Origin of the sequence: Methylobacterium sp. Leaf100, from assembly GCF_001422845.1 — a bacterium.
Taxonomy (GTDB): domain Bacteria; phylum Pseudomonadota; class Alphaproteobacteria; order Rhizobiales; family Beijerinckiaceae; genus Methylobacterium.
This window is the reverse complement of sequence record NZ_LMMW01000001.1, coordinates 134,912-157,570: the sequence shown is the minus strand read 5'-3', so window position 1 is coordinate 157,570 and position 22,659 is coordinate 134,912. Positions and strand designations below refer to the sequence as shown.

Sequence of the window (22,659 nt, the reverse complement as noted above, 5' to 3'; positions counted from 1 at the left end):
GCCGGCCGATGCCCCTAAATGCGGGCCACGGGCCGCGGTCCGGCACAAGCCCGGGCCATCCATGCCGCCGCCAAGGCCGAGCGGGGTGCCCGGCGGAGGCGGACGCCGATACGATGAACTTTGCGGGACAGCACAAGGAGCTCGGCCGGGCCGAGACGATCGGCGAGGACGCGTCCGGCGTCGAGCCCGACGATGCTCATTCCAGCGATTCCCGCCCCAGCGATATCCCCGCGGCTCCCGCCGCCAAGCGTTCCTTCAAGGGGCGCTACGCCTGGATCGGCACCATCGCCAGCATCGTGATCTTCGCCGTGTCGGTCTACGTCCTGTGGCGGCTCGTCGAGACGGTCACGTGGGCCGAACTCCACGCGGCCTTCACGGCGGCGACACCGGGACAGCTCGGACTCGCCTTCCTGTTCGTCGCCGTGAGCTATCTGTTCCTGACCTGCTACGACGCCCTGGCCCTGCGACAACTCCAGATCGTTGTCCCCTACCGCACGACGGCGCTCGCCTCGTTCACCAGCTATGCGGTGAGCTTCACCCTCGGTTTCCCGCTGCTGACGGCCGGCACCATCCGCTACTGGATCTATTCCGGCCGCGGCTTGAGCGCCGCCAAGATCGCCGCCCTCACGGTGATCGCCGGCTTCACCTTCTGGCTCGGCATGGGCGTGGTGCTGGGATTGAGCCTCATCGCGGAGGCCGGGCAACTCGCCGGGCTCACCTTCACCAGCATTCGCCTCAACCAGGGGGTCGGCCTCGCCGCACTCCTGTCCGTCGTCGCCTACCTCGCCTGGGTGTCGCTCAAGCGCCGCAGCGTCCGGGTGAAGGGCTGGCGCCTCGAGTTACCCGGAGCTTCGGTTTCGTTGAGCCAGATGGTGGTGGGCATCGGCGACGTCTGCGCGGCCGCCGCCACCTTGTACGTGCTGTTGCCGGCTGAAACCTCCATCGGCTTCACGACCTTCGTCGCCATCTACGTGCTCGCCGCCATGCTGGGCATCGCCTCGAATGCGCCCGGCGGCCTCGGTGTGTTCGAAGCGACGATCCTGCTCGCCCTATCGAGCCTGCCGCGCGATCAGGTGCTCGGCTCCCTGCTGCTGTTCCGGGTCTGCTACTACCTCGTGCCGTTCGTCATCGCGCTGTCGATGTTGGGGGGCTACGAAGTGCTGAAGCGCGTCCGTGCCGGGCGTCTCCGGCGCGCTGAAGGGACGTGATCGCCGCCGTCTGAAAAGCGGCAGGGAGGGCAGCATGGCACGGGGCGCGCGTCGATCCGCCTGGACCGCCGCCGCGTGCGCGAGCGTCGTTCTCGGCCTGTGCGCTTGGGCGCGCGGGACTCTGGATGCGCCGTGGATCGCCGCCTCCGTCGCGGCCCTCGCCCTCGGAGGCTTCGTCGGTGGCCTGTTCCGCACCCGTATCCGGGCCGCGCCGGAGGCCTCGGCCCACGCACGGCATTCCGTCGCCGAGGCGCTCCTCGCCAACATTCCCGATCCGGTGATCCTGGTGGACCGGCGCGCCGTGGTCATCGAGGTCAATCCCGCCGCCCGCGCGCTCCTTCCGGCCCTGAAGCTTCGCCATCCGCTCTCGTTCGCCCTGCGCGCGCCCGATGTTCTCGATGGCATCGAGGAGGTGCTGCGCACCGGCGCCCCCCTGAAGACGCTCTACGCCACCCGGGTGCCCACGGAGCGTGCCTTCGAGGTGCAGATCGGCGCCCTGCCGATGCCCGACGGGCCAGCGGGCGGCCAGCCCAACGTCGTCCTGTTCCTGCGTGACCTCACCTCGGCTCGTCGCCTGGAGGCGATGCGAGTGGATTTCGTCGCCAACGCGAGCCACGAACTGCGCACCCCGCTCGCCTCGCTCCTCGGCTTTATCGAGACTCTTCAGGGGCCGGCCCGGAACGACGCCCCGGCCCGCGAGCGCTTCCTTGCCATCATGAAGACCCAGGCGCATCGAATGACGCGCCTCATCGACGACCTGCTGTCCCTGTCCCGCATCGAACTGCGCGAGCACGTGCCACCGACGAAGCCCGTCGATCTCGCCCGGATCGCCCGCGAGATGGTCGAGACGCAAAGTCCCCTTGCACGGGAGCGCGGCGTCGAAGTGACGTTCGAGGCGGACGGCGTCCACCCAATGCCGGGCGAACGCGACGAACTCCTGCGGGTGGTCGAGAACCTCGTCGAGAACGCCGTGAAATATGGCGGCCGCGGCGGCCGCGTCGCCGTCTCGGTCGCCCGCCTCGTGGAGTTGCCGCCACGCCGCGCCCGCATCGTGCTCGCCGTGCGCGACGAAGGCCCCGGCATCGCGCCCGAGCACATCCCGCGCCTGACGGAGCGATTCTACCGCGTCGACGTCGCCTCGAGTCGGGATCAAGGCGGCACGGGCCTCGGCCTCGCCATCGTCAAGCATATCGTCAACCGCCACCGTGGCCGCCTCGTCATCGAGAGCGCTCCGGGTGCCGGGACCACCGTGCGGGTGTCCTTTCCCGAATTCGTCATGGAGCCCGGCAACGCGGCCGAGACGGCCGGACGGTGAGCCCATGCGCTCGGACGAATCCCCCGAGCGCGACGCATTTGCGACATACCGGGCGTGCGCCCACGTTCGATTTTCCTCCCCGGGCCGAAGCCCCACATGAGGAGCATGACACGCCCTGCGCACGCCTCTCCTCCTTCGTTGCCCAACCGCTTCGACTTTCCGGTCACCGGCTTGTCCTGTGCCTCCTGCGTGGGGCGGGTAGAGCGTGCCCTGACGGCGCTGCCGGGAGCATCCGAGGTTGTGGTCAACCTCGCAACGGGGCGTGCCAGCCTGCGCCTCGACGGCACCGGTGCGGGGGCGGCCGTGGAAGCCATCGCCCGGGCGGGCTACGGCGTCCCGGAAGCGACGACGGCGTTCGATATCACCGGCCTGTCCTGCGCCTCCTGCGTGGCTCGAGCCGAGCGTGCCCTCGTGGGCGTCCCGGGGGTGATCGCAGCGTCCGTCAATCTGGCCACGGGGCGCGCCACCGTGCGTCACACGGAAGCGGTGGTCGCGTTCGATAGACTCGCGGCAGCCGTAAGGGGGGCGGGCTACGAGGCCGTTTCGGGCGCCGTCGCCGCGCGGGAGACACCCGAAAGCCGTCGGCAGGCGGAACGAGCCACCCTCCAGCGCGATCTTCTTGTCGCCGCTCTCCTGGCAACACCCCTCGTCGTCCTCGATATGGGCGGCCACATCGTCCCCGGCCTTCACTATGCCACCGGGACGATGGTCACGGCCTGGATTCAAACCATCCTGGCGACCCTGGTCCTGGCCGGTCCGGGCCGCCGCTTCTTCGTTCAGGGCGTTCCGGGTCTCCTGCGCGGTCACCCCGACATGAACGCCCTCGTCGCCCTCGGGGCCGGCGCGGCCTACCTGTACTCCCTGGTCTCGGCCTTCGCCCCGCATTGGCTGCCGCCCGGCACCGCGCATCTCTATTTCGAGGCGGCGGTACTGATCGTCACCCTCATCCTCCTCGGGCGCACCCTTGAGGCACGGGCCAAGGGCCGTACAGGTGCCGCCATCGCCCGCCTCGTGGGTCTGTCGCCCACCACTGCCCGTGTGATCCGCGACGGCGGGGAGCTGTCCGTGGCGCAGGCGGATCTGCGCCTCGGGGACGTGGTGCGGGTCCGCCCCGGCGAGCGCGTCTCGGCCGATGGCACCGTGGTCGCGGGAACGAGCTTCGTCGACGAAAGCATGGTGACGGGCGAGCCCGTGCCCGTCTCCAAGGGCGTCGGCGATGCCGTCATCGGCGGGACGCTCAACACCACGGGCGGGTTCGACCTTTCCGTCGGAGCCATCGGGACCGAAACGGCCTTGGCCCGGATCGTCGCCATGGTCGAGGCCGCGCAGGGCGGTAAGCTCCCGATCCAGGCCGTGGTCGATCGGGTCACCGCCTGGTTCGTACCCGCCGTCATGATCGTCTCGGCCCTGACCTTCGTCGCCTGGTTCGTCCTCGGCCCGAGCCCGGCCCTGGGCTTCGCCCTCGTCAACGCCATCGCGGTGCTCATCATCGCCTGTCCGTGCGCCATGGGCCTGGCGACGCCGACCTCGATCATGGTCGGTACGGGGCGAGCGGCCGAACGCGGCGTTCTGTTTCGCAGTGGCACCGCTCTCCAGGCTTTGCGCGATGCGCGGGTCGTCGCCCTCGACAAGACCGGGACCCTCACGGAGGGTCGTCCGAGCCTCACCGATCTCGTGCCGGCACCGGACGTCTCGGACGACGAGGTTCTGGCGCTGGCCGCGGCCCTCGAAGCCCGTTCGGAACATCCCGTCGCCCGTGCCATCGTGGCAGCGGCCGAAGCGCGGGGGCTTACCCTCGCGCCGGTGACCGAGTTCGAGGCTTCGCCGGGGTACGGCATCACCGGGCGCGTCGCCGGCCGATCGGTGGCGGTCGGGGCGGACCGCCACATGGCCCGGCTCGGTATCGCCACCGCCGCACTCGCCGCCCAGGCCGCCGCCCTGGAGATGCGAGGCCGCAGTCCTCTCTACGTCGCCGTGGATGGGCGCTTGGCCGCCCTCGTCGCCGTCGCCGATCCGATCAAGCCGGGCGCAGCAGAGGCCGTCGCAGCCCTGAAGAGGCGCGGCCTCGCCGTCGCCATGGTGACCGGCGACGCACGCGGTGCCGCCGAAGGCGTGGCCAGAACCCTCGGGATCGACACGGTTTTCGCCGCGCTTCTTCCCGACGGCAAGGTCGAGGCCGTGCGCGCGTTGCGGGCACGCTTCGGCACCGTGGCCTTCGTCGGCGACGGGATCAACGATGCACCGGCCCTGGCGGAGGCGGAGATCGGTATCGCCATCGGCACGGGTACGGACATCGCCGTCGAGAGTGCCGACGTGGTGCTGATGTCCGGTGCCCTGGACGGCCTCGTCACCGCGATCGGTCTGTCGCGGGCGGTGATGCGCAACATCCGGCAGAATCTGTTCTGGGCGTTCGCCTACAACGTCGCCCTGATCCCCGTGGCGGCGGGCCTGCTCCACGCCTTCGGCGGTCCCCTGCTGTCGCCGGTGCTGGCTGCGGCCGCCATGGCCGTGTCGAGCGTCTTCGTGCTGGCCAACGCCCTTCGCCTGCGCCGGGCCGACGGGGTGCGCGAGGCCGTCACCGGGTGATTCGCCGCCACATCCCGAAATCGGGTAGGTTCGATGCGGTCGTGGGCCCGATCACGCGTCTGGCCCCTTGTTTGCTGGGCCGTCTTGCGTTTGTCACCCGAAGTCCATCCTGAGAGGGGCCGCCCCTTCGAAAGTCAGTCCCATGCCCGTCCTCGACCGGATCGCAGCCCTGGCGCCGGAGATCACCGCCTGGCGCCACGATCTGCACGCCCATCCGGAACTGCAATACGACGTCCACCGGACCGCTGGCTTCGTCGCCGACAAGCTCAGGGCCTTCGGCTGCGACGAGGTGGTAACCGGCATCGGTCGTACCGGCGTCGTCGGGGTGATCCGGGGGCGGGCGCACGGCTCGAACCGGGTCATCGGCCTGCGCGCGGATATGGACGCACTGCCGATCCGGGAAGTGCGCGATTTGCCCTATCGCTCGACGAACCCCGGGAAGATGCATGCCTGCGGGCATGACGGTCATACGGCCATGCTGCTCGGCGCGGCGCGGTATCTCACCGAAACCCGCGACTTCGACGGAACGGCGGTGATGATCTTCCAGCCGGCGGAAGAGGGCGGCGGCGGCGGCGAGGCCATGGTCCGCGATGGGCTCATGGAGCGCTTCGGCATCGAGACCGTCTACGGCATGCACAACATTCCGGGTCTGGCGGTCGGTCACTTCGCCATTCGGCCCGGCCCGATCATGGCCTCCACCGACCGCTTCACCATCACCGTCGAGGGCAAGGGCGGCCACGCCGCACAGCCGCACGCGGCCATCGACAGTGTCTTGGTGGCGAGCCACGTCGTGGTTGCCCTCCAATCCATCGTGGCGCGTTCCGTCGACCCCCTCGACAGCGCGGTGGTCTCGGTCTGCGCTCTGGAAGCCGGAGAGGCCTTCAACGTCCTGCCGCAATGCGTGACCCTGCGGGGGACCATGCGGGCCCTGTCGAAACCCGTGCGGACTCTGGTCCAGGGACGCATCGAAGCGGTGGTCACCAACGTCGCGGCGGCCTTCGGCGCACACGGAAGCATCGTGTTCGGCAGCGGCTACCCGGTGACCGAGAACCACCCGGCGGAGACGGATTTCATCGCCGACGTGGCGGCCGGTATCGTGGGCGAATCACAGGTCGAGCGCGCTGTGGCGCCCATGATGGCGGCGGAGGATTTCTCCTACATGCTCGCCCACCGGCCCGGTGCCTACATCTTCCTCGGCAACGGAGCCAGCGCCGGACTGCACCACCCGGAATACGATTTCAACGATGCGGCCGCCCCGTACGGCGCCTCGCTCTGGGCGCGCGTCATCGAGACCGGGCTGCCCCTCCGGTCGGGCACGCCCGAATAGGGCGACCCGGCCTGAGGTCCGGTTCAGCCCCGCTGGGGCGCGGTACCGCCGAGATGGAACACCCGGTGCGGCACCAGTTCGCCGCGCTCGACATCGCCGACCGCCACAAGGATGCCGCCGCAGGTGGCGAAGGCTTTGCCCTCCACCGGGGCGTCGCGCCCACGCAGGATCACCGCCTGACCGCGCATGAGGCGTAGTGCCATGTCACGGGAGACGGGCACCGACGGAACGGCGTCGAGGGCCGTTTCGACGGGATGAAGGTGCGGACCGTTCCCGTCGGGGCCGGCTTCCTCGAGGGTGGCGACGACGCAGGATTCGGCCTCGGCGAAGGGACCGACGCGGGTACGGCGCAGGGCCGAGACATGGCCGTAGCAACCGAGCATCCGCCCGAGGTCGCGGGCGAGCGCCCGCACATAGGTGCCCTTGCCGCACTCCGCCTCGATCACCGTGCGCTGGCCGTCATGCTCCACCACGGCGAGGTGGTCGATCTGGACGGGGCGAGCCACGAGCACCACCTCCTCGCCGTCGCGGGCGAGGTCGTAGGCGCGTTCCCCGGCGATCTTGATGGCCGAGTAGCGCGGCGGCACCTGCTCGATGGCGCCGACGAAGCTCGGCAAAGCGGCTTCCACGGCCCCGCGCTCGGGCCGGCTCTCGCTGGTGGCGACGGGGCGCCCCTCGGCGTCGTCCGTGTCCGTCTCGATGCCCCAGGTCACGGTGAACACGTAGGCCTTGCGGCCGTCCATGACGAACGGAACGGTCTTCGTCGCCTCACCCAGCGCGATGGGAAGGATGCCGGATGCCAGGGGGTCGAGGGTGCCGGCATGGCCGGCCTTCTTGGCATTGAAGGCGCGCTTCACCACCGCGACCGCATGGGTCGAGGTCATGCCGACGCCCTTGTCGAGGATCACCCAGCCGTTGACGTCGCGGCGCTTTGGGCGGTCGGGCCGCGGCCCGCCGCGCGGCGGCCGGCGTCCTTCGGCGGGGCGAGCATCGGCGGCCGTGTCGTCCGCGCCGAGGGGCGGCGGAACACCCTCATCGGGGGATTCGATGGTCGTGTCGTTGGTCATGCTGTCCTCGGTCGAGGGACGGGGCGCACGCGGGGCCAGGGCCGTCCGGTCTTGGTGTCTGGAAAAAAGATCGGCGCGGGAACGCTACGGCGTCCCCTGGTCGAACGTTCGGGGTCCGCTTCGGGACACCGACGGGACCGTCAAGGCGCCTCCGGGTCCGGTCCGTCCTCGTTGGACTTCTGCGCCTCGAGGTCGCGCCGGACCTTGTCCGTGCGCAGGAGGGCGTCGATCCGGTCGGCCTCGTCGAAGGTCGCGTCGCGCAGGAAGCGAAGGTCGGGGGCGAACTTGAGGTTAACCCGGCGGGCCACCTCCTGGCGCAGGGCCTTCTTGTTGCGCTCCAGGGCGGCGATCACCGGTGCTTCGTTCTGGCCGCCGAGCGGCATGATGTAGGCCGTGGCGAGCTTCAGGTCCGTCGACATGCGGACCTCCGGCACGGTGATGACGTGCGCGCTCAGCACCGGATCCTGGATGTCGCCGCGCTGGAGCACCTCCGCGATGGCGTGGCGGACGAGCTCGGCCACGCGCTGCTGGCGCTGCCTCGGTCCGGTCGGGGTCTGTCTCTGAGCCATGAACGGTTCTGATCGTCTTGTCGGAACGGAGGGTTGGCGACCCGCCCCCCCACCGCCCGGCGGACGGAGCTCGAGGGGAAGACCGCCATCGGTCCGTCACTGATACGGAGCATCGATCCGCCGCCGCTTGGAAAACGGAAGCCGGCCAGACCGAAGCGGATGTCGAAGGGGCCTCTCTTAGCCCAAATACTCGTTCCGGATATAGGCCTGTTGTGCGCGTTTCGCCGTCGCCGGGGTACGGGCCGGGTGGTCGTGAATGTGCGCGGCGAACATCCGGTCGATCCATTGCGCGTTTTTGAAGATGCGCTTCGACCGCAGGAGGTTGAACGGCGCGATCTTCCGCATGGGGTGGGCCGCGTTGAACTCGGCCACCGCCAGCAGCTCGCCGTTCCACGGATTGCAGCCGTCCATGGCGACATCGTCGAGGTAGACCGGCACGATGGGCAGGTACCGGTCGGGGGCACCGTCGAGCACCGGCAGGGTTCGTACCGTCGAGGAGTAATAGTCCACGTCCACCGAAACGAAGCCGATGGGGGCGTCGGGGCCGACGCCGGCGAGGTAGCCCGGGATCGTCTCGGCGACGTCGCCGATGAGCAGGCGGCAGCGCTCAGGCAGGGCGCGGCGCAGGGCCTCGAAATCCATCGGATAATCGCCCTCCTGGAAATATTCCGGCAGGTCGCGGTGATCCACGGCGGGGGGCATGCCGGTGCCGGTGTCGAAGCCGACGACGTCGATGCTCACCCCCGTCGCGGCTTCCGTGCGTGCCGCGAGCGCGCACATGTTGAGGAGGCCCGCTCCCGTGGCCACGCCGAACTCGAGAATCGCGATCCGCTTGAGGCCGAGCTTCTTCGCCGATTCCGCGGCGAACAGGATCGGGTAAGCGTATTGCTGGCGCACCACGAGATCGAAGGCGACCTTGGCCGGGTAGCTGCCGAACAGGGCCACGCCCGCCGAAATGATGTTCAGATGCAGGGGCTCGGTGAGCCGCTCGACGAAGATCTTCCGGTACTTGTTGTCCGACAGGGCCCGTCGCAGGGCGTATGAGTTCAGCATCGTGCCCGCCTCGACCGGGCCGTATGCCGGTCGTTCCGCGGCCCATATAGCCGCCTCGCACCTGCAGCGACGAGAGGGCCGTGTGCCTTCCCCCAGCCAAACTCGACGATGCGGTTAAGGCCCGACATAGCGACTAGGGCATGCCTGCGCGGGACGCGATCCCCGCCCTGGTCGATCTTCCCCGTCTGGTGCAACGACGGACACCCGCTGCCGACCGATGAACCCCGCGTGCCGTGCGATGTGGCCGGAAACGAGAACAGGGCCGCGACGGATGTCGCGGCCCTGTTCGTCTGGATCCTGCCCGTACGCTCAGAGCGTGCGGCGGATTTCCTCGACCCGGTAGCACTCGATGGTGTCGCCGGCCCGCATGTCCTGGAAGTTCTCGAAGGACATACCGCACTCGTAGCCGGAGATGACTTCCTTGGCGTCGTCCTTGAGGCGCTTGAGCTGCGAGAGCTTGCCCTCGTGGATGACCACGCTGTCGCGGATGAGGCGAACGTGGGCGCCACGCTGGACCACGCCGTCCGTGACGCGGCAACCGGCGATCTTGCCGACCTTCGACACGTCGAAGATCTGCAGGATCTGGGCTTCGCCTAAGCGCTCTTCGCGGAGCGTCGGGGGCAGCATGCCCGACAAGGTCGCTTTGATGTCGTCCACGAGGTCGTAGATGATGTTGTAGTAGCGGATCTCGACGCCCTTGTTCTCGGCCGACTCGCGCGCTTCCTTGTGGGCCCGCACGTTGAAGCCGATGACGACGGCCTTGGAAGCCTCCGCCAGGGTGATGTCGGACTCGGTGATGCCGCCCACACCCGAGAGCAGGATGCGTGCCGACACCTCGTCGTTGCCGAGCTTCTCCAGGGCGCCCGTGATGGCTTCCACCGAACCCTGCACGTCGCCCTTGACGACCAGCGCCAGTTCCTTGCGGCCGGCGCCTTCCTTGAGGTCGCGCATCATGTCGACGAGCGAACGGTTGGCGCCGCCCGTGCGGGCTGCGATGCGCTCGCGCTTCTGACGGGCACGGTACTCGGTGACCTCGCGAGCACGGGCCTCGTTCGGCACCACCACGACACGGTCACCCGCATCCGGCGTTCCGTTGAAGCCGAGCACTTCCACCGGTACCGAGGGACCGGCGTAGGGAACGTTCTCGCCCTTGTCGTCGATGAGGGCGCGAACACGACCCCACTCGGCGCCGGCCACGACGATGTCGCCGGTGAACAGGGTGCCGCGCTGCACGAGGACAGTGGCCACGGGGCCGCGACCGCGATCGAGCTTGGCCTCGATGACCGTGCCCTCGCCGTCGCGCGTCTCGTTGGCGCGCAGGTTCATGATCTCGGCCTGCAACTGCAGACCATCGAGCAGTTCCTCGAGACCGTCGCCGGTCTTGGCCGAAACCTCGAATTCGAGGGTCTCGCCGCCCATGGACTCGACCTGGATGTCGTGCTGCAACAGCTCGGTACGGACCCGCTGCGGGTTCGCCTCGGGCTTGTCGATCTTGTTGATTGCCAGGATGAGGGGCACGCCCGCCGCCTTGGCGTGGGCGATGGCCTCCACCGTCTGGGGCATGACGCCGTCATCGGCCGCCACCACCAGCACGACGATGTCCGTCACCTTGGCGCCACGGGCGCGCATGGAGGTGAAGGCCGCGTGGCCGGGGGTATCGATGAACGTCACCATGTCGCCGCTGGGGGCCGCGACCTGGTAGGCGCCGATGTGCTGCGTGATGCCGCCGGCCTCGCCCGAGACCACGGTGGTCTTGCGGATGGCATCGAGCAGCGAGGTCTTGCCGTGGTCGACGTGACCCATGATCGTGACGACGGGGGGACGGGGATCGAGATCCTCCTCCAGCTCCGGCTCGTCGCTGAACAGGCCTTCCTCGACGTCCGACTCCGCGACGCGGCGCACGGTGTGGCCAAGCTCCTCGGCGATGAGCTGCGCTGAGTCCGAGTCGATCACGTCGGTGATCTTGTGGATCTCGCCCTGCTTCATCAGCAGTCGGATCACGTCCACGGCCCGCTCCGACATGCGGTTGGCGAGTTCCTGAATCGTGATCGTCTCCGGGATCGTCACCTCACGCGAGAGCTTCTCTTTCTGCTCGACGTGACGGTTGCCGCTCATACGCTGCTGGCGACGGCGGAACGAGGCGACGGAGCGCGTGCGCTCGTCCTCGCCCGAAGTCGCGGTCGCTATGGTGAGACGTCCGCGATTCCGGTCGCCGCCCGGCTGCTTCGGGGTCTTGGGCGGCGTGATGATCTTGAGCGGCATGCCGGGACGGCGGATCACGCGCTTCTGCTCGTTCTCCTCCTCGGCGGCCTGCGGACGACCCGGCGTGCGGGCCGTGGTGGCAGCACCGGCCGGACGCGCGGCGGTGGCCGTCGTCGGCGTGGTCGGCTCCGGCTCGGGGGCCGGGGCGGGGCGGGCCATGAAGTTGAGGTCGCGCGGCTTGCGCACGTCGGCCGTGATCGTCTTGCGCGGCTCGGAGGAGGCCGGGCGCGCAGTCAGGGGCGGACGTGCCGCAGGCGCTGCAGGTGCAGCGGCGGGACGCACCGGAGCCGCAGCGGTGGCTGCAGGGGCAGCCGGCGCGCGCGGAGCCGCGGGCGGCGTGCGAACGATGGTCGGGGCCGCCGGCATCGGCGCCGTCTTGGAGACGGTCGGCGCCGGAGCAGGCGCCGCGTCGTCGGCAGCGACAGCCTTCGCTGCTTCCTTCGAAGCCTCCCTGGCGGCCTCGTCGGCCGCGCGGCGCGCTTCCTCGGCGGCGGCGAGGCGAGACTCTTCTTCCTGACGGCGACGGGCTTCCTCGTCGCGCTTGCGCGCTTCGGCGGCCTCACGCTCGCGCTGCTCGACGGCCAAGCGTTCGCGTTCGGCGGCGGCATCCGCCTCCGCACGTTGCTTGGCCTCGGCCTCGCGACGCTTCGCATCGGCGAGGGCGGCCGCGCGGGCGTTGCTCTCCTGCTCGCTCAGCGTCCGCAGCACGACGCCCGATGCCGAGCGCTGAGCCTGGCGGGGCGCTGCGGGGGGCGGAGGGGGCGCAACGCGCGTCGCCGGAGCGACAGGTGTCGTTTCCCGTACGGGTGCGGCCGGTGCCGCGCCGATCACACGACGCTTCACCGTCTCGACCACGACCTGCTTGGTACGGCCATGGGAGAAGCTCTGACGCACCGTTCCCTGCTCGATCGGGCGCTTCAAGGACAGCGGCTTCGAAGGGGGTCTCGCCTGCGTCTTGTCGCCCGGATTGTTCGTATCGCTCATTCAGTCCAAACCCTGAGGGTTTCCATCGTCCCGAGAACCGGCAAACTGCTGTGCGCCGGGCGAATCCGTCACTTCGTCGTCGTGCAGATCGGAAGTGGTTCGCCCATAACGGGCGGAACCGGCCTCCTCGGCCGTCGTCGCCAAACCTTCGAAGGAACGGAGCCGACGCCAACGCGCAAGGCAGCCGGAACTCCCGACTCCTGCGACGAGAGCCGCATGTATCACATGATCCCGGCCCAAGGCCACGCCCAATTCTTCATTGGACAGGCTATCGATGACGGGAATGCGGGATATGGCATCGCCATGGCGGCGGTGCAATGCCGCCGCGATCTTCCGGCGGCCGTCGGCGCTGCCGTCGTGCGCCTGGATCACCGCCGCGACGCCGGCCTTGTCGCCGATGGCCGCCTCGACCTTGGCGAAGCCCGCCACCACGCAGCCGGCCTTGTTGGCGAGCGACAGGGATTGACGCAAATCTGCCCGGAGGCCTTCCGCGATTCGGTCCGCAAGGTCGGCCGGTGCCGCAGCGTCCTTGGTCTTGAACGCCCGTTGGAACGCGCGTTTCTTCAAGGCTTCGATCACCACCGCGCGCGTCGGCGTGAGCCACGCGCCCCGCCCGGGAAGCCTGGCCCGCAGATCGGCCACCACCTCACCGTCGGGCGAGAGTACGAATCGAATGAGCCCGTCGGGCGGCCGCTTCGTGCGGGTGACGATACAGCTCCGCTCCGCGCCCTGGCGGCCACGGCCGAGCCCGGCATCGAGCAACGCGCTCAATTCCGTCTCCGTTGCCTCGGCCGCGGGATCGACAGCCATGGGATCGTCGGGGATGGGCGCCATGGCATCCTGAGGGACGGGGGGATTTATGCGAAAACGGAGGGGCCGGGCTCGCCGGTTCCCTCCGCTCGATGTTCAGGTGTCGGCGATCAGGCGGTGGCAGGCGCCTCGGCATCCTCGGCCGCACCGTCCGCTTCGGCGGCTTCCGTCGGCGCCTCGATCCAGCCGGCATGCACGCGGGCCGCCATCACCATGGCCTCGGCTTCCGTGCGGGAAACCTCGAACCCATCGAGATAGCCGGCGTGGCGCGTCGCCTCGGGGCCGCGCCCCTCGGTGTAGCCGACGAGATCGTCCGTGGCGCAGCCGGCGAGATCCTCGATGGTCTTCACGTCGTTCTCACCGAGCGCCACCAGCATGGGGGTGGTGATGCCGTCGATCTCGCGCAACTCGTCCTGTACGCCGAGCTCCTGGCGCTTGGCGTCGAATTCCGATTCGATCCGGGCGAGGTGGTCCTGCGCACGCGCCTGGATCTCGGTGCCGCTTTCCTCGTCGAGGCCCTGGATGTTGGCGAGTTCGCCGGGTTCGACGTAGGCGATCTCCTCGACGTTGCGGAACCCTTCGGCCGCCAGCAGCTGACCGACAGTCTCGTCGACGTCGAGGGCTTCCATGAAGATGGCGGTGCGCTCGGCGAACTCTTTCTGGCGGCGCTCCGACTCCTCGGCCTCGGTGAGGATGTCGATATCCCAGCCGGTGAGCTGCGAGGCGAGGCGCACGTTCTGGCCGCGGCGTCCGATGGCCAGGGAAAGCTGGTCGTCCGGCACCACCACCTCGATGCGGTCGGCCTCCTCGTCGAGCACCACCTTCACGACCTCGGCCGGCTGGAGCGCGTTGACGATGAAGGTGGCCTGATCCTCGGACCACGGAATGATGTCGATCTTCTCACCTTGAAGCTCGCCGACGACGGCCTGGACGCGCGAACCGCGCATGCCGACGCAGGCGCCGACCGGATCGATGGAGCCATCGCGCGAGATCACCGCGATCTTGGCGCGCGAGCCCGGATCGCGGGCCACCGCCTTCACCTCGACGATACCGTCGTAGATCTCCGGAACCTCCTGGCCGAAGAGCTTGGCCATGAACTGCGGATGCGAGCGCGACAGGAAGATCTGCGGCCCACGCACCTCGCGGCGCACGTCGAACAGGTAGGAGCGGATTCGGTCGCCGGGGCGGAAGGTCTCGCGCGGAATCATCTCGTCGCGGCGGACGATGCCCTCGCCGCGTCCGAGATCGACGATGACGTTGCCGTACTCGACGCGCTTCACGAGGCCGTTCACGACCTCGCCGATGCGGTCCTTGTACTCGTCGAACTGACGGTCGCGCTCGGCGTCGCGTACCTTCTGGACGATGACCTGCTTGGCCGACTGGGCGGCGACGCGGCCGAAATCGAAGGGCGGCAGAGTGTCGGAGATCACGTCGCCCACGAGGGCGCCGGGGTTGTAGCGGCGGGCCTGATCGAGGGTGACCTCGCGGGCGTCGTTCTCGACCTGATCCACCACCACGAGGTGGCGTGACAGGCGGAGCGCGCCGGTCTTCGGATCGATCTCGGCATGCACGTCCGTCTCGGCGCCGTAGCGCGAGCGGGCCGCCTTGGCGATGGCCTCCTCCATGGCGTCTATGACGATGGAGCGGTCGATCACCTTTTCGCGCGCGACTGCTTCGGCGATCTGCAGGAGTTCGAGCCTGTTGGCGCTGACGACGGCCATCGGTTTTCGTCCTTCTCTTCGTCGTGGTTTTTTCGTGATCGCGTCGCGCGTTCGAGCGCGATCCGGGCGTTTCTAGTGAAGCTTGCCGTCATCCTTCACCCGGACCGCCTTGGTGCGGATGGGCTTGGCCTTGTTCTGGGCCTTGATGGCGAGGCTCGCTTCGGTTTCGATCTTCTCGGACTTGGGCCGGGCCGAAGCCTTCGGCTTAAGCGGCCGTGAAATCTTCTTCTTAAGGGGGGGCGCCGGCTCGGCCTCGGGGCCGTCCTCGTCCTCGTCCTCGTCGTCCAGCATCGGCGGCGGGCCACCGCCCCGGCGCAGGGACTCACGCACCAGATCGTCCGTCAGGACGAGATAGGCATCGCCGAGATCGCGCAAGGGCAGATCGATCCGGCTCGGCAGGCCTTCCTTCACGTCGGGCAGGTCGATGGGCACCGTGAGCCCGTCCGGATTGGGCGTGCGGATGATCCCACGGAACCGCTTGCGACCCTCGAGGGGCACGGCGAGCTCGATCTTTGCCTCGTAGCCGGCCCAGCGCTCGAAATCGACGGCCCGCACCAGGGGACGGTCGATGCCCGGCGAGGAGATCTCGAGGTAGTACGGCTTGCCGATGGGGTCATCGAGGTCGAGGAGCGGCGAGATCGCCCGGCTCACCGCCTCGCAATCGTCCACCGACATGGTGCCGTCCGGCCGCTCGGCCATGATCTGCACCGTGCAGCCGTTGGCGCTCGAGACCCGCACCCGCACCACCCGAAAGCCCAAGCCTTCGATGGAAGCCTCGATGACCTGGACGACGCGCGCGGCGACGCCGGTCTCGGTGATCAGACGTTTTTCGGGAGAGTCCGCCATGCTGCGCTTAAAGTCCGGCCTTGGTCGAAGGGATCCGGTGGCGCTGAGCTTGCGGCAATAAAAAAGAGCGGACCCGGTGGGGCCCACTCCCGAACCGCAGCCTCAAGACTGCAACCAGAACTGATGTGCTTTAGTTAGTCCCGTCGCGGGTTCGTTTCAAGCGGTTTCGCGCGCTGGAAATCGAACCGCGTCAGTGCCCCGAATCGCGTACGGCCATTCGGAGTTGGCTTTCCAGGCGAGCGAGACGGTGGGTCGCCGCCTTGTGGAGGCATCCCCGGAAGCTGTCGCCGGCGAAGAAGCCGATTTCGGCCTGGCGACGACATTCGAGGAGGGGCGGCCCGAGAACCACTCCCAGCGCCACGACGAGCACGATGCCGACGTTGATCAACGCCGCGGCGAGCCAGGCCCTTCCGCTGCCGAATGCACGGCCGCCGGATGGAGCAGGCCGTGCCGCATCGTTTCCCGTCGTCAGGTCACGAACGGACGGAGGCGGTCCACGCCGGGTCGCCATCAGGCGGTCGAGATCGACGCCCTGAGAAGCCTTGGCCAACACATCCCCCTGGTCCGGCGCCCCCGTCGTCCGAGGCGATTGCCCCGGGTCCAAGCTGCACACGAGCGATGTTCGGCCTCCAATCTTGAAGGAACCGCAAAGATCTGAGCGATCGTCTGACATCTCGGGCCGAACGTGTTCATCACCGGTGACGCCCGCTTGAGCGTAGCGGTGGTTTGCGCAAGATGCGGCCACCGCTCCGAACGCCACGGAATTCCGCCCATGTCGAACACATCCCGCCCGCCCGCCGGCCCGACGGGGGACCCGGCCACCGAGGGGGCGCTGTCCCGCTTGGGGATCCGCTTCACCGCTTGGGCGGAAAAGTGGTTTCCGGATGCGTTCGTCTTCGTCGCCATCGCGGTGGTGATCGTGGCGCTCGGCGCGCTGGCCAACGGCGCCCCGCCGGCGGCCATCGCGAAAAGCTTCGGCGACGGGTTCTGGAGCCTGATCCCCTTCACCATGCAGATGGCCTTCGTCACCATCGGCGGCTACGTCGTGGCCACCGCCCCTCCGGTGCAGGCTCTGATCGACCGCCTCGCGGCGATCCCGAAATCCGGTCGCGGCGCCGTCGGTCTGGTGGCGGCGGCCACCATGCTGTCGTCGTTCCTCAGCTGGGGCCTGAGCCTGATCTTCGGCGGCCTCCTCGCTCGGGCGCTGGCGCGGCGCACGGACCTGAAGATGGATTACCGCGCGGCGGGTGCCGCCGCCTATCTGGGGCTCGGTGCCACCTGGGCCATGGGCCTCAGTTCGTCCGCGGCGCAGCTTCAGGCGAACCCGGCGAGCCTGCCGAAGAACCTCCTCGCCATCACGGGCGTGATCCCGTTCAGCGAGACCATCTTCCTGTGGCAGTCGATGCTGATCGCCGTGATCCTGTTCGTGATCTCCATCATCATCGCCTACGTCTCGGCACCCGGGCCGGCCAATGCCGTCACCGCGGAATCCATGGGCGTCGATGTCTCGCGCGAAAAGCCCGACACCACGCGTCCGAGCCAGCCGAGCGAGTGGCTGGAGCATTCGCCGATCCTGACCCTGCTCCTCGCGGTGCTGGCGGTCGGCTGGCTCGTGCAGGAATTCGCCCGGCAATCCTGGATCACCGCGATCTCGAGCCTCAACACCTACAACTTCCTGTTCCTCACCCTCGGACTGCTCCTGCACTGGCGGCCGAAGAACTTCCTGAAGTCCGTCGGCAAGGCCGTGCCGGCCACCGCCGCCGTCCTGATCCAGTTTCCGTTCTATGCCGCCATCAGCGCCATGCTTACCGGCCCGAAGAACGGGGCCGGCACGTCCGTGTCCGACGTCATCACCCACGCGTTCGTGAGCCTCAACACCACGGGCAGCTTCCCCATCTCCATGGGCGTCTACTCGGCGGTGCTCGGCTTCTTCGTGCCGTCCGGCGGCGGAAAATGGCTCCTGGAAGCGCCCTACGTGATGCAGGCGGCCAACGAACTTCAGGTCCATCTCGGCTGGGCGGTGATGGTCTACAACGCGGCGGAAGCCCTGCCGAACCTCATCAATCCGTTCTGGATGCTGCCGCTGCTCGGCATCCTCGGCCTGAAGGCCCGCGACATCGTCGGCTTCAGCTTCCTGCAACTCATCATCCACCTCCCGGTGGTGCTGTTCCTGCTCTGGGCATTGGCCTTCACCCTGACCTACCACCCGCCCGTGATGCCGTAGGCCGCGTGATGTCCAACCCCGACCGCATGCCGGAACTTCCGGTCGAGCAACTCACCGACGCCCAGAAGGCAGCGTCGGAGGCGTTTCGCGTGGCACGCAAGGGACCGGTCTTCGGGCCGTTCGTGCCGCTCCTGCGCAGTCCCGAACTGATGACCAACGCCAGCACCATGGGGTTGCACCTGCGCTACCGCAGCGTGCTGCCCCTGCATCTGTCGGAACTGATCATCCTGATCACGGCGCGGGAATGGACCCAGCAGCTGGAGTGGCACATCCATGCGCCCATCGCCGTGGAGGCCGGGCTCGATCCGGCCCTCGTCGCGGCGATCCAAGAGGGGCGGCGTCCCGATGCGATGGGTCGGGAAGAGGCGTTGGTCTACGCTTTCTCGATGGAGCTTCACCACAACAAGGCGGTGAGCGACACCACCTACGCCCGCGTGGTCGAGGCCTTCGGCGAGCAGGGCGCCATCGAGATGGCGGGGATCAACGGCTACTATACGTTGCTCGCCATGAGCATGAACATGGCCCGGACGGCCCTGCCGGACGGAGCGACGCCGCAATTGCCGCCGTTGGTCGGGTAGTTCTCGAGTTTCTATCGTGCCCGCTGGCCGGCGGCGCGGTTCGATGTCGGAACCGGATCACGCGCCTGACGACGACCTGCGGCCTCGTGCAGGCGGACGGCGACATATCCCATCACGACGACGATGGCGGGCGTGACGACGAATGCGAGAATGGCAAGCTCGGTCATGGGGTAAGCTCCTTCAGCGTACGCCTCGCCAACAGATGTAGGATGGTCGCAGCGGTAAGCCAACCGGCAATCCCCAGCATCAGAGCAAGCGGTTTCAACGTCACCTGCAGATTGCTGACATTGTAGATGTAGCCGGCCACGGGCGTTGCGATCCCGACGGTGAAGCAGGATGTCGCCGCCGTGTTGAGCGCAGTCGCCAGGAGTTTGGTCTGTTCGTTGAAGACGATGCTCATTGGGTCGACCGTCGCGCGAGGCGTTACCGGTTCACGACCGGCCCCGAACCGGCACGAACGCCGCCACGGCGGCCAGCAGCCATCCGCCCATGAGCAGGACCCCGCCCGTGGGCGCGGCCATGGCAAACAGCGGCGTGCCGTGGAGCGCCCGCAGGGCGAGGTCGCCGGAGAACAGGGCCAGGCCCACGACGAGGGTGGCGGCGGCGAGCCGGGTGAGGAGACGGTGCGTCGCGCCCGTGGAGGCCAAAGCCACCAGTCCGAGGAGGGCGGGGGCGTGGAACAGCAGGAACTGCGCGGCCGTCTTCAGGCTGTCGGCTCCGGCCCCGTGGGCCGCCCTCGCGCTTGCCGCGACCCCGAGGAGGCCGGCGAGGGCGCCCAGCGCCATGAGGATGCGGTCGGGCAGGGTCATGCGCCGCGCTCCTTGAGCAGGCGGGCGACGCTGGCGCGCAGTTCCGGCACGCCGCGATCGTCGCGGCTCGAGGTGATCAGGATCTCCGGATAGGCGGCCGGGCGCTTCGACAGGGCCTCGCGCGTCTTCTCGATGCGCGCCTCGATCTCGGATTTCTTCAGGGCGTCGCCCTTGGTCAGCACCACCTGATAGCTCACGGCGGCTTGGTCCAGGCCGTCGAGGACGTCGGTGTCGATGCTTTTCAGGCCGTGGCGCGAGTCGATGAGCATGAACACCCGGGCGAGGTTGGCCCGACCTTTCAGGTAATCGTGGATGAGGTCGGTCCAGGCCTCGACCTTGGTCTTCTCCACCGCCGCGTAGCCGTAGCCCGGCATGTCGACGAGGGTCAGGCGGCCGCCGATGTCGAAGAAGTTGAGCTGCTGGGTGCGGCCGGGCGTGTGCGAGGTCCGCGCCAGGGTGTTGCGGCCGGTGAGTGCGTTGACGAGGCTCGACTTACCGACGTTGGAGCGCCCCGCGAAGGCGATCTCGACGCCCTTCATGGGCGGCAGGGCCACCACGGTGGGGGCGGAGGAGAGGAAGTCGGCGGCGCCGGCGAACAGGAGGCGGCCGGATTCGAGGAGCGCGGCGTCGGCTTCGGTCTGGGATTCTGATTGAGACATGGGTCGGGACCGATCGGGGCGGGCGTATCCGCCATTCGAGAGCCGACACGCGAGAAACAGGACGGTCCTCCCCGTCGCAGGACAGGGAGGACCGACGGGGAGAGGGCGAGCCGTGAAGGCGCCAATCCGGTTCGTGTCGGACCGGCGTCTTTCGAAAAGATCAGCTTTTGGCCGGCGCGTTCTTGTCGGCGGGCTTCTTCTTGAACATCCCCGAGAGGTTGTCCCACAACTCCACCTTCACGCCGTTGCGGCGCATGATGACGTATTGCTGGATCACCGAGAGGGTGTTGTTCCAGGCCCAGTAGATCACCAAGCCGGCCGGGAAAGAGCCGAGCATGAACGTGAACACGATCGGCATGAAGGTGAAGATCTGCGCCTGGACCGGGTCCGGTGGCGCGGGATTCATCTTCATCTGGATGAACATCGTGATGCCCATGATGATGGGCCAGATGCCGAGGTGGACGATGTCCGGCGCCGCGTAGGGGAGCAGACCGAACAGGTTGAGGAAGCTCGTCGGATCGGGCGCGGCCAGATCCTGGATCCAGCCGAAGAACGGCGCGTGCCGCATCTCGATGGTGATGAACAGCACCTTGTAGAGGGCGAAGAACACCGGAATCTGGATCAGCACCGGCCAGCAGCCGGCGACCGGATTGATCTTCTCCTTCTTGTACAGCTCCATCATCGCCTGCTGCTGCTTCAGCTTGTCGTCGCCGTAGCGTTCGCGGATGGAGGCCATCTCGGGCTGTACGGCCTTCATCTTGGCCATGGACTGGTAGGACTTGTTGGCGATGGGCAGGAACAGGAGCTTCAGACACAGGGTCACGACCAGGATCGCGACGCCGAAATTCCCGAACAGGTGGAAGAAGAAGTCCAGCGCCCGGAACATCGGCTTGGTGATGAAGTGGAACCAGCCCCAGTCGATCATCAGATCGAACTTCTCGATGCCGAGGTCCTTCTGGTAGCCGTTGATGGTGTTGACTTCCTTGGCCCCGGCGAAGAGCTGCTGGGTCGCCGTCGCCGTGGCGCCGGGATCGACGACGCGCACGCCGCCGAGCACGCTCGCCTGATAAACCTTGGTGGCGCCGTCCGTTCGCTCGGTGAAGCTGCCGGTGTATGGCGCCGCCTGATCGGGGATCGCTGCCGCGGCCCAGTACTTGTCGGTGATGCCGACGAAGCCACCGGTGACGCCGGTCCAGGCCTTGCCCTTGGTGGCGACGTTGCCGAGCACCGGCTCCTTGGCGAGGTGGTCGTAGGTGTATTCCTGCAGGCCCTCGGCGCCGAGCACGCCGATCATGCCCTCGTGGAGCACGTAGTAGCCCTGCGTCGTCGGCTTGCCCCAGCGCGAGACGAGGCCGTACGGGTAAAGGCTGACGGCGGCCGCACCCTTGTTCTCGACCTCGTCGCGGACCGTGAACATGAACTTGTCGTCCACGGCGATGATGCGGCGGAAGACCAGGCCGGCGCCGTTGTCGAAGCTCAGGGTGACGGGCTTGCCGACCGACAGGGTGGTGGCGTCGGCGGTCCAGACCGTGTCGCCGCCGGGTAGCGGGCCGGCATTCTGGCCGACCCAGCCGAATTCGCCGTAATAGGGATTGGCCGTGCCGGTGGGGGAGAGCAGCACGATGCGCGGGCTCTTGTCGTCCACGGTCTCGTGGTAGTTCTTGAGAAGGACGTCGTCGATGCGGCCACCCTTGAGGGCGATGGAGCCGGCGAGTGCCGGCGTGTCGATGGTCACGCGGGGCGAGCGGGCGATCACCGCCTCGCGGGGCTCGACAGCGCCTTGGCCGTTGCCGGTGGCACCCGGAAGGGTCCCGGGCACGGGGGCGGCCGGGCCGCCTTCCTTCGGGCTCGGGCTCGGTACGCCGTCGGCCGAGGTCGCCGCCTTGCCCTGGAGCGCTTGGGCTTGGAGGGTCGCCTGACGCTGCTGCTCGACGCGCGGGGCGGCGATGAAGTAGTTCCAGCCGAGCAGGACCGCCAGCGACAGGGCGATCGCGACGATCATGTTCGTCTTGTCATTACCCATCGGTCGGTCCGTCGCATGCGTTGGGGATGGGGGAGGGCGCCGTGGCGCGGCCCTGCGAGGCGTCAGCCCCGGGACCAGAGGCCAATAGCGGCATCGTGGAGTCAGCGCCAGACGCCGGCCGGTCGGATGTCGGCTTGTCGGATGCAGGCTTGCCCCGACCACGCCGGGGGCTGGAGCGGACTGCCGCCTCGCCAGCCGAATCCTTGCGCGTCTGCGGCTTGGTCACGATGGGTACGGCGCGGCGCAGGTCTTCGATCAGGGTCTCGAACGCGGCGGACAGAGCCGGGCGCCGAGCGATGAGCACCACGTCGGCCGCCGGACTCGGCAAGACGTCTTCCGCCGCGCGCAGGGCCGCGCGAAGACGCCGCCGGATGCGGTTGCGCTCCGTGGCGTGCCCGACCCGCTTCGTGATGGTGAAGCCGATGCGCAGGCCTTCGGCCACTGCGGCGGGTTCCTCGCCGGATTTCTGCACACACTCGCTGCGCAGTCGGCCCTGGGCGGAGAAGCGCTCCGTGTGGAAGCGTCGTCCGCTCGCCGCGGTCAGGAAGTCCGAGCGTTGCGTGAGCCGTCCGATCGTTGCCACGGCCAATCCGATCTCGTGGCCGGAGGCCAAGGTCA

At 68.4% G+C, this 22,659-nt stretch carries 20 protein-coding genes; 6 read left to right on the top strand and 14 right to left on the bottom strand.

Translation table 11 applies throughout. The annotated features are described in order from the left end of the window. Nucleotides 1-113: 113 nt before the first annotated feature. The 4 genes from ASF25_RS00655 to ASF25_RS00640 all read left to right on the top strand — a co-directional run bounded on the left by ASF25_RS00655 (nt 114) and on the right by ASF25_RS00640 (nt 6,436). On the top strand, nt 114-1,208 hold the full coding sequence (locus ASF25_RS00655) for a lysylphosphatidylglycerol synthase domain-containing protein (RefSeq protein ID WP_056171746.1): 1,095 nt from the start codon (nt 114-116) through the stop codon (nt 1,206-1,208). A gap of 34 nt (nt 1,209-1,242) precedes the next feature. Beyond that, on the top strand, nt 1,243-2,523 hold the full coding sequence (locus tag ASF25_RS00650) for an ATP-binding protein (RefSeq protein WP_056302658.1): 1,281 nt from the start codon (nt 1,243-1,245) through the stop codon (nt 2,521-2,523). Between the two features lie 105 nt (nt 2,524-2,628). Then, a complete protein-coding gene (locus ASF25_RS00645) occupies nt 2,629-5,109 on the top strand; it encodes a heavy metal translocating P-type ATPase (protein ID WP_244472852.1) in 2,481 nt (826 codons plus the stop codon). Between the two features lie 142 nt (nt 5,110-5,251). Then, nucleotides 5,252-6,436 (top strand): M20 aminoacylase family protein, encoded by a 1,185-nt coding sequence (locus ASF25_RS00640; RefSeq protein ID WP_056302654.1) that lies wholly within the window; start codon nt 5,252-5,254, stop codon nt 6,434-6,436. A 23-nt stretch (nt 6,437-6,459) separates the two neighbouring features. On the opposite strand, the gene truB is transcribed toward ASF25_RS00640, so the two are convergent. The 8 genes from truB to ASF25_RS22405 form a co-directional block, all read right to left on the bottom strand. Continuing rightward, on the bottom strand, nt 6,460-7,503 hold the full coding sequence (gene truB / locus ASF25_RS00635; RefSeq protein WP_056171739.1) for a tRNA pseudouridine(55) synthase TruB: 1,044 nt from the start codon (nt 7,501-7,503) through the stop codon (nt 6,460-6,462). Between the two features lie 140 nt (nt 7,504-7,643). After that, nucleotides 7,644-8,072, bottom strand: coding sequence for a 30S ribosome-binding factor RbfA (rbfA, locus tag ASF25_RS00630; protein WP_056302652.1), 429 nt, complete (start codon nt 8,070-8,072; stop codon nt 7,644-7,646). Nucleotides 8,073-8,249: 177 nt separating this feature from the next. Then, a complete protein-coding gene (locus tag ASF25_RS00625) occupies nt 8,250-9,125 on the bottom strand; it encodes a hypothetical protein (RefSeq protein ID WP_056171735.1) in 876 nt (291 codons plus the stop codon). Between the two features lie 309 nt (nt 9,126-9,434). Beyond that, a complete protein-coding gene (gene infB / locus ASF25_RS00620; RefSeq protein ID WP_056302650.1) occupies nt 9,435-12,371 on the bottom strand; it encodes a translation initiation factor IF-2 in 2,937 nt (978 codons plus the stop codon). Further along, on the bottom strand, nt 12,372-13,181 hold the full coding sequence (locus tag ASF25_RS00615) for an RNA-binding protein (protein ID WP_056172172.1): 810 nt from the start codon (nt 13,179-13,181) through the stop codon (nt 12,372-12,374). It lies immediately after the preceding gene. Between the two features lie 110 nt (nt 13,182-13,291). Then, nucleotides 13,292-14,902: a transcription termination factor NusA gene (nusA, locus tag ASF25_RS00610; RefSeq protein ID WP_056171732.1), complete on the bottom strand. Its 1,611-nt coding sequence runs from the start codon at nt 14,900-14,902 to the stop codon at nt 13,292-13,294. 72 nt (nt 14,903-14,974) lie between these two features. Further along, nucleotides 14,975-15,748, bottom strand: coding sequence for a ribosome maturation factor RimP (gene rimP, locus ASF25_RS00605; RefSeq protein WP_056171729.1), 774 nt, complete (start codon nt 15,746-15,748; stop codon nt 14,975-14,977). Nucleotides 15,749-15,938: 190 nt separating this feature from the next. Continuing rightward, a complete protein-coding gene (locus ASF25_RS22405) occupies nt 15,939-16,298 on the bottom strand; it encodes a hypothetical protein (protein ID WP_156368799.1) in 360 nt (119 codons plus the stop codon). A 222-nt stretch (nt 16,299-16,520) separates the two neighbouring features. Between ASF25_RS22405 and ASF25_RS00595 the strand changes: the two genes are divergently transcribed. Continuing rightward, nucleotides 16,521-17,972 carry a TIGR00366 family protein gene (locus ASF25_RS00595; protein ID WP_056171724.1) on the top strand — a complete coding sequence of 484 codons (1,452 nt, stop codon included), beginning with the start codon at nt 16,521-16,523 and terminating at the stop codon, nt 17,970-17,972. 26 nt (nt 17,973-17,998) lie between these two features. Beyond that, nucleotides 17,999-18,550: a carboxymuconolactone decarboxylase family protein gene (locus ASF25_RS00590; RefSeq protein WP_244472851.1), complete on the top strand. Its 552-nt coding sequence runs from the start codon at nt 17,999-18,001 to the stop codon at nt 18,548-18,550. A gap of 11 nt (nt 18,551-18,561) precedes the next feature. Here ASF25_RS00590 and ASF25_RS22400 read toward each other — a convergent pair whose 3' ends face one another. The 6 genes from ASF25_RS22400 to rnpA all read right to left on the bottom strand — a co-directional run bounded on the left by ASF25_RS22400 (nt 18,562) and on the right by rnpA (nt 22,624). After that, nucleotides 18,562-18,717, bottom strand: coding sequence for a hypothetical protein (locus ASF25_RS22400; protein ID WP_156368798.1), 156 nt, complete (start codon nt 18,715-18,717; stop codon nt 18,562-18,564). Continuing rightward, on the bottom strand, nt 18,714-18,950 hold the full coding sequence (locus ASF25_RS00585) for a hypothetical protein (RefSeq protein ID WP_056171720.1): 237 nt from the start codon (nt 18,948-18,950) through the stop codon (nt 18,714-18,716). The genes ASF25_RS22400 and ASF25_RS00585 overlap by 4 nt, the downstream gene beginning before the upstream one ends. Nucleotides 18,951-18,981: 31 nt before the next feature. Beyond that, nucleotides 18,982-19,359 carry a DUF423 domain-containing protein gene (locus tag ASF25_RS00580; RefSeq protein ID WP_056302647.1) on the bottom strand — a complete coding sequence of 126 codons (378 nt, stop codon included), beginning with the start codon at nt 19,357-19,359 and terminating at the stop codon, nt 18,982-18,984. Further along, the gene (gene yihA, locus ASF25_RS00575; RefSeq protein WP_056171716.1) at nt 19,356-20,018 is read right to left on the bottom strand and encodes a ribosome biogenesis GTP-binding protein YihA/YsxC; all 663 of its coding nucleotides are present in this window, start codon (nt 20,016-20,018) and stop codon (nt 19,356-19,358) included. Before yihA ends, ASF25_RS00580 begins: the two co-directional genes overlap by 4 nt. 160 nt (nt 20,019-20,178) lie before the next feature. Next, nucleotides 20,179-22,041 (bottom strand): membrane protein insertase YidC, encoded by a 1,863-nt coding sequence (gene yidC / locus ASF25_RS00570; RefSeq protein ID WP_056302645.1) that lies wholly within the window; start codon nt 22,039-22,041, stop codon nt 20,179-20,181. Beyond that, nucleotides 22,034-22,624 carry a ribonuclease P protein component gene (gene rnpA / locus ASF25_RS00565; protein ID WP_082502443.1) on the bottom strand — a complete coding sequence of 197 codons (591 nt, stop codon included), beginning with the start codon at nt 22,622-22,624 and terminating at the stop codon, nt 22,034-22,036. Before rnpA ends, yidC begins: the two co-directional genes overlap by 8 nt. Between the last annotated feature and the right edge of the window lie 35 nt (nt 22,625-22,659).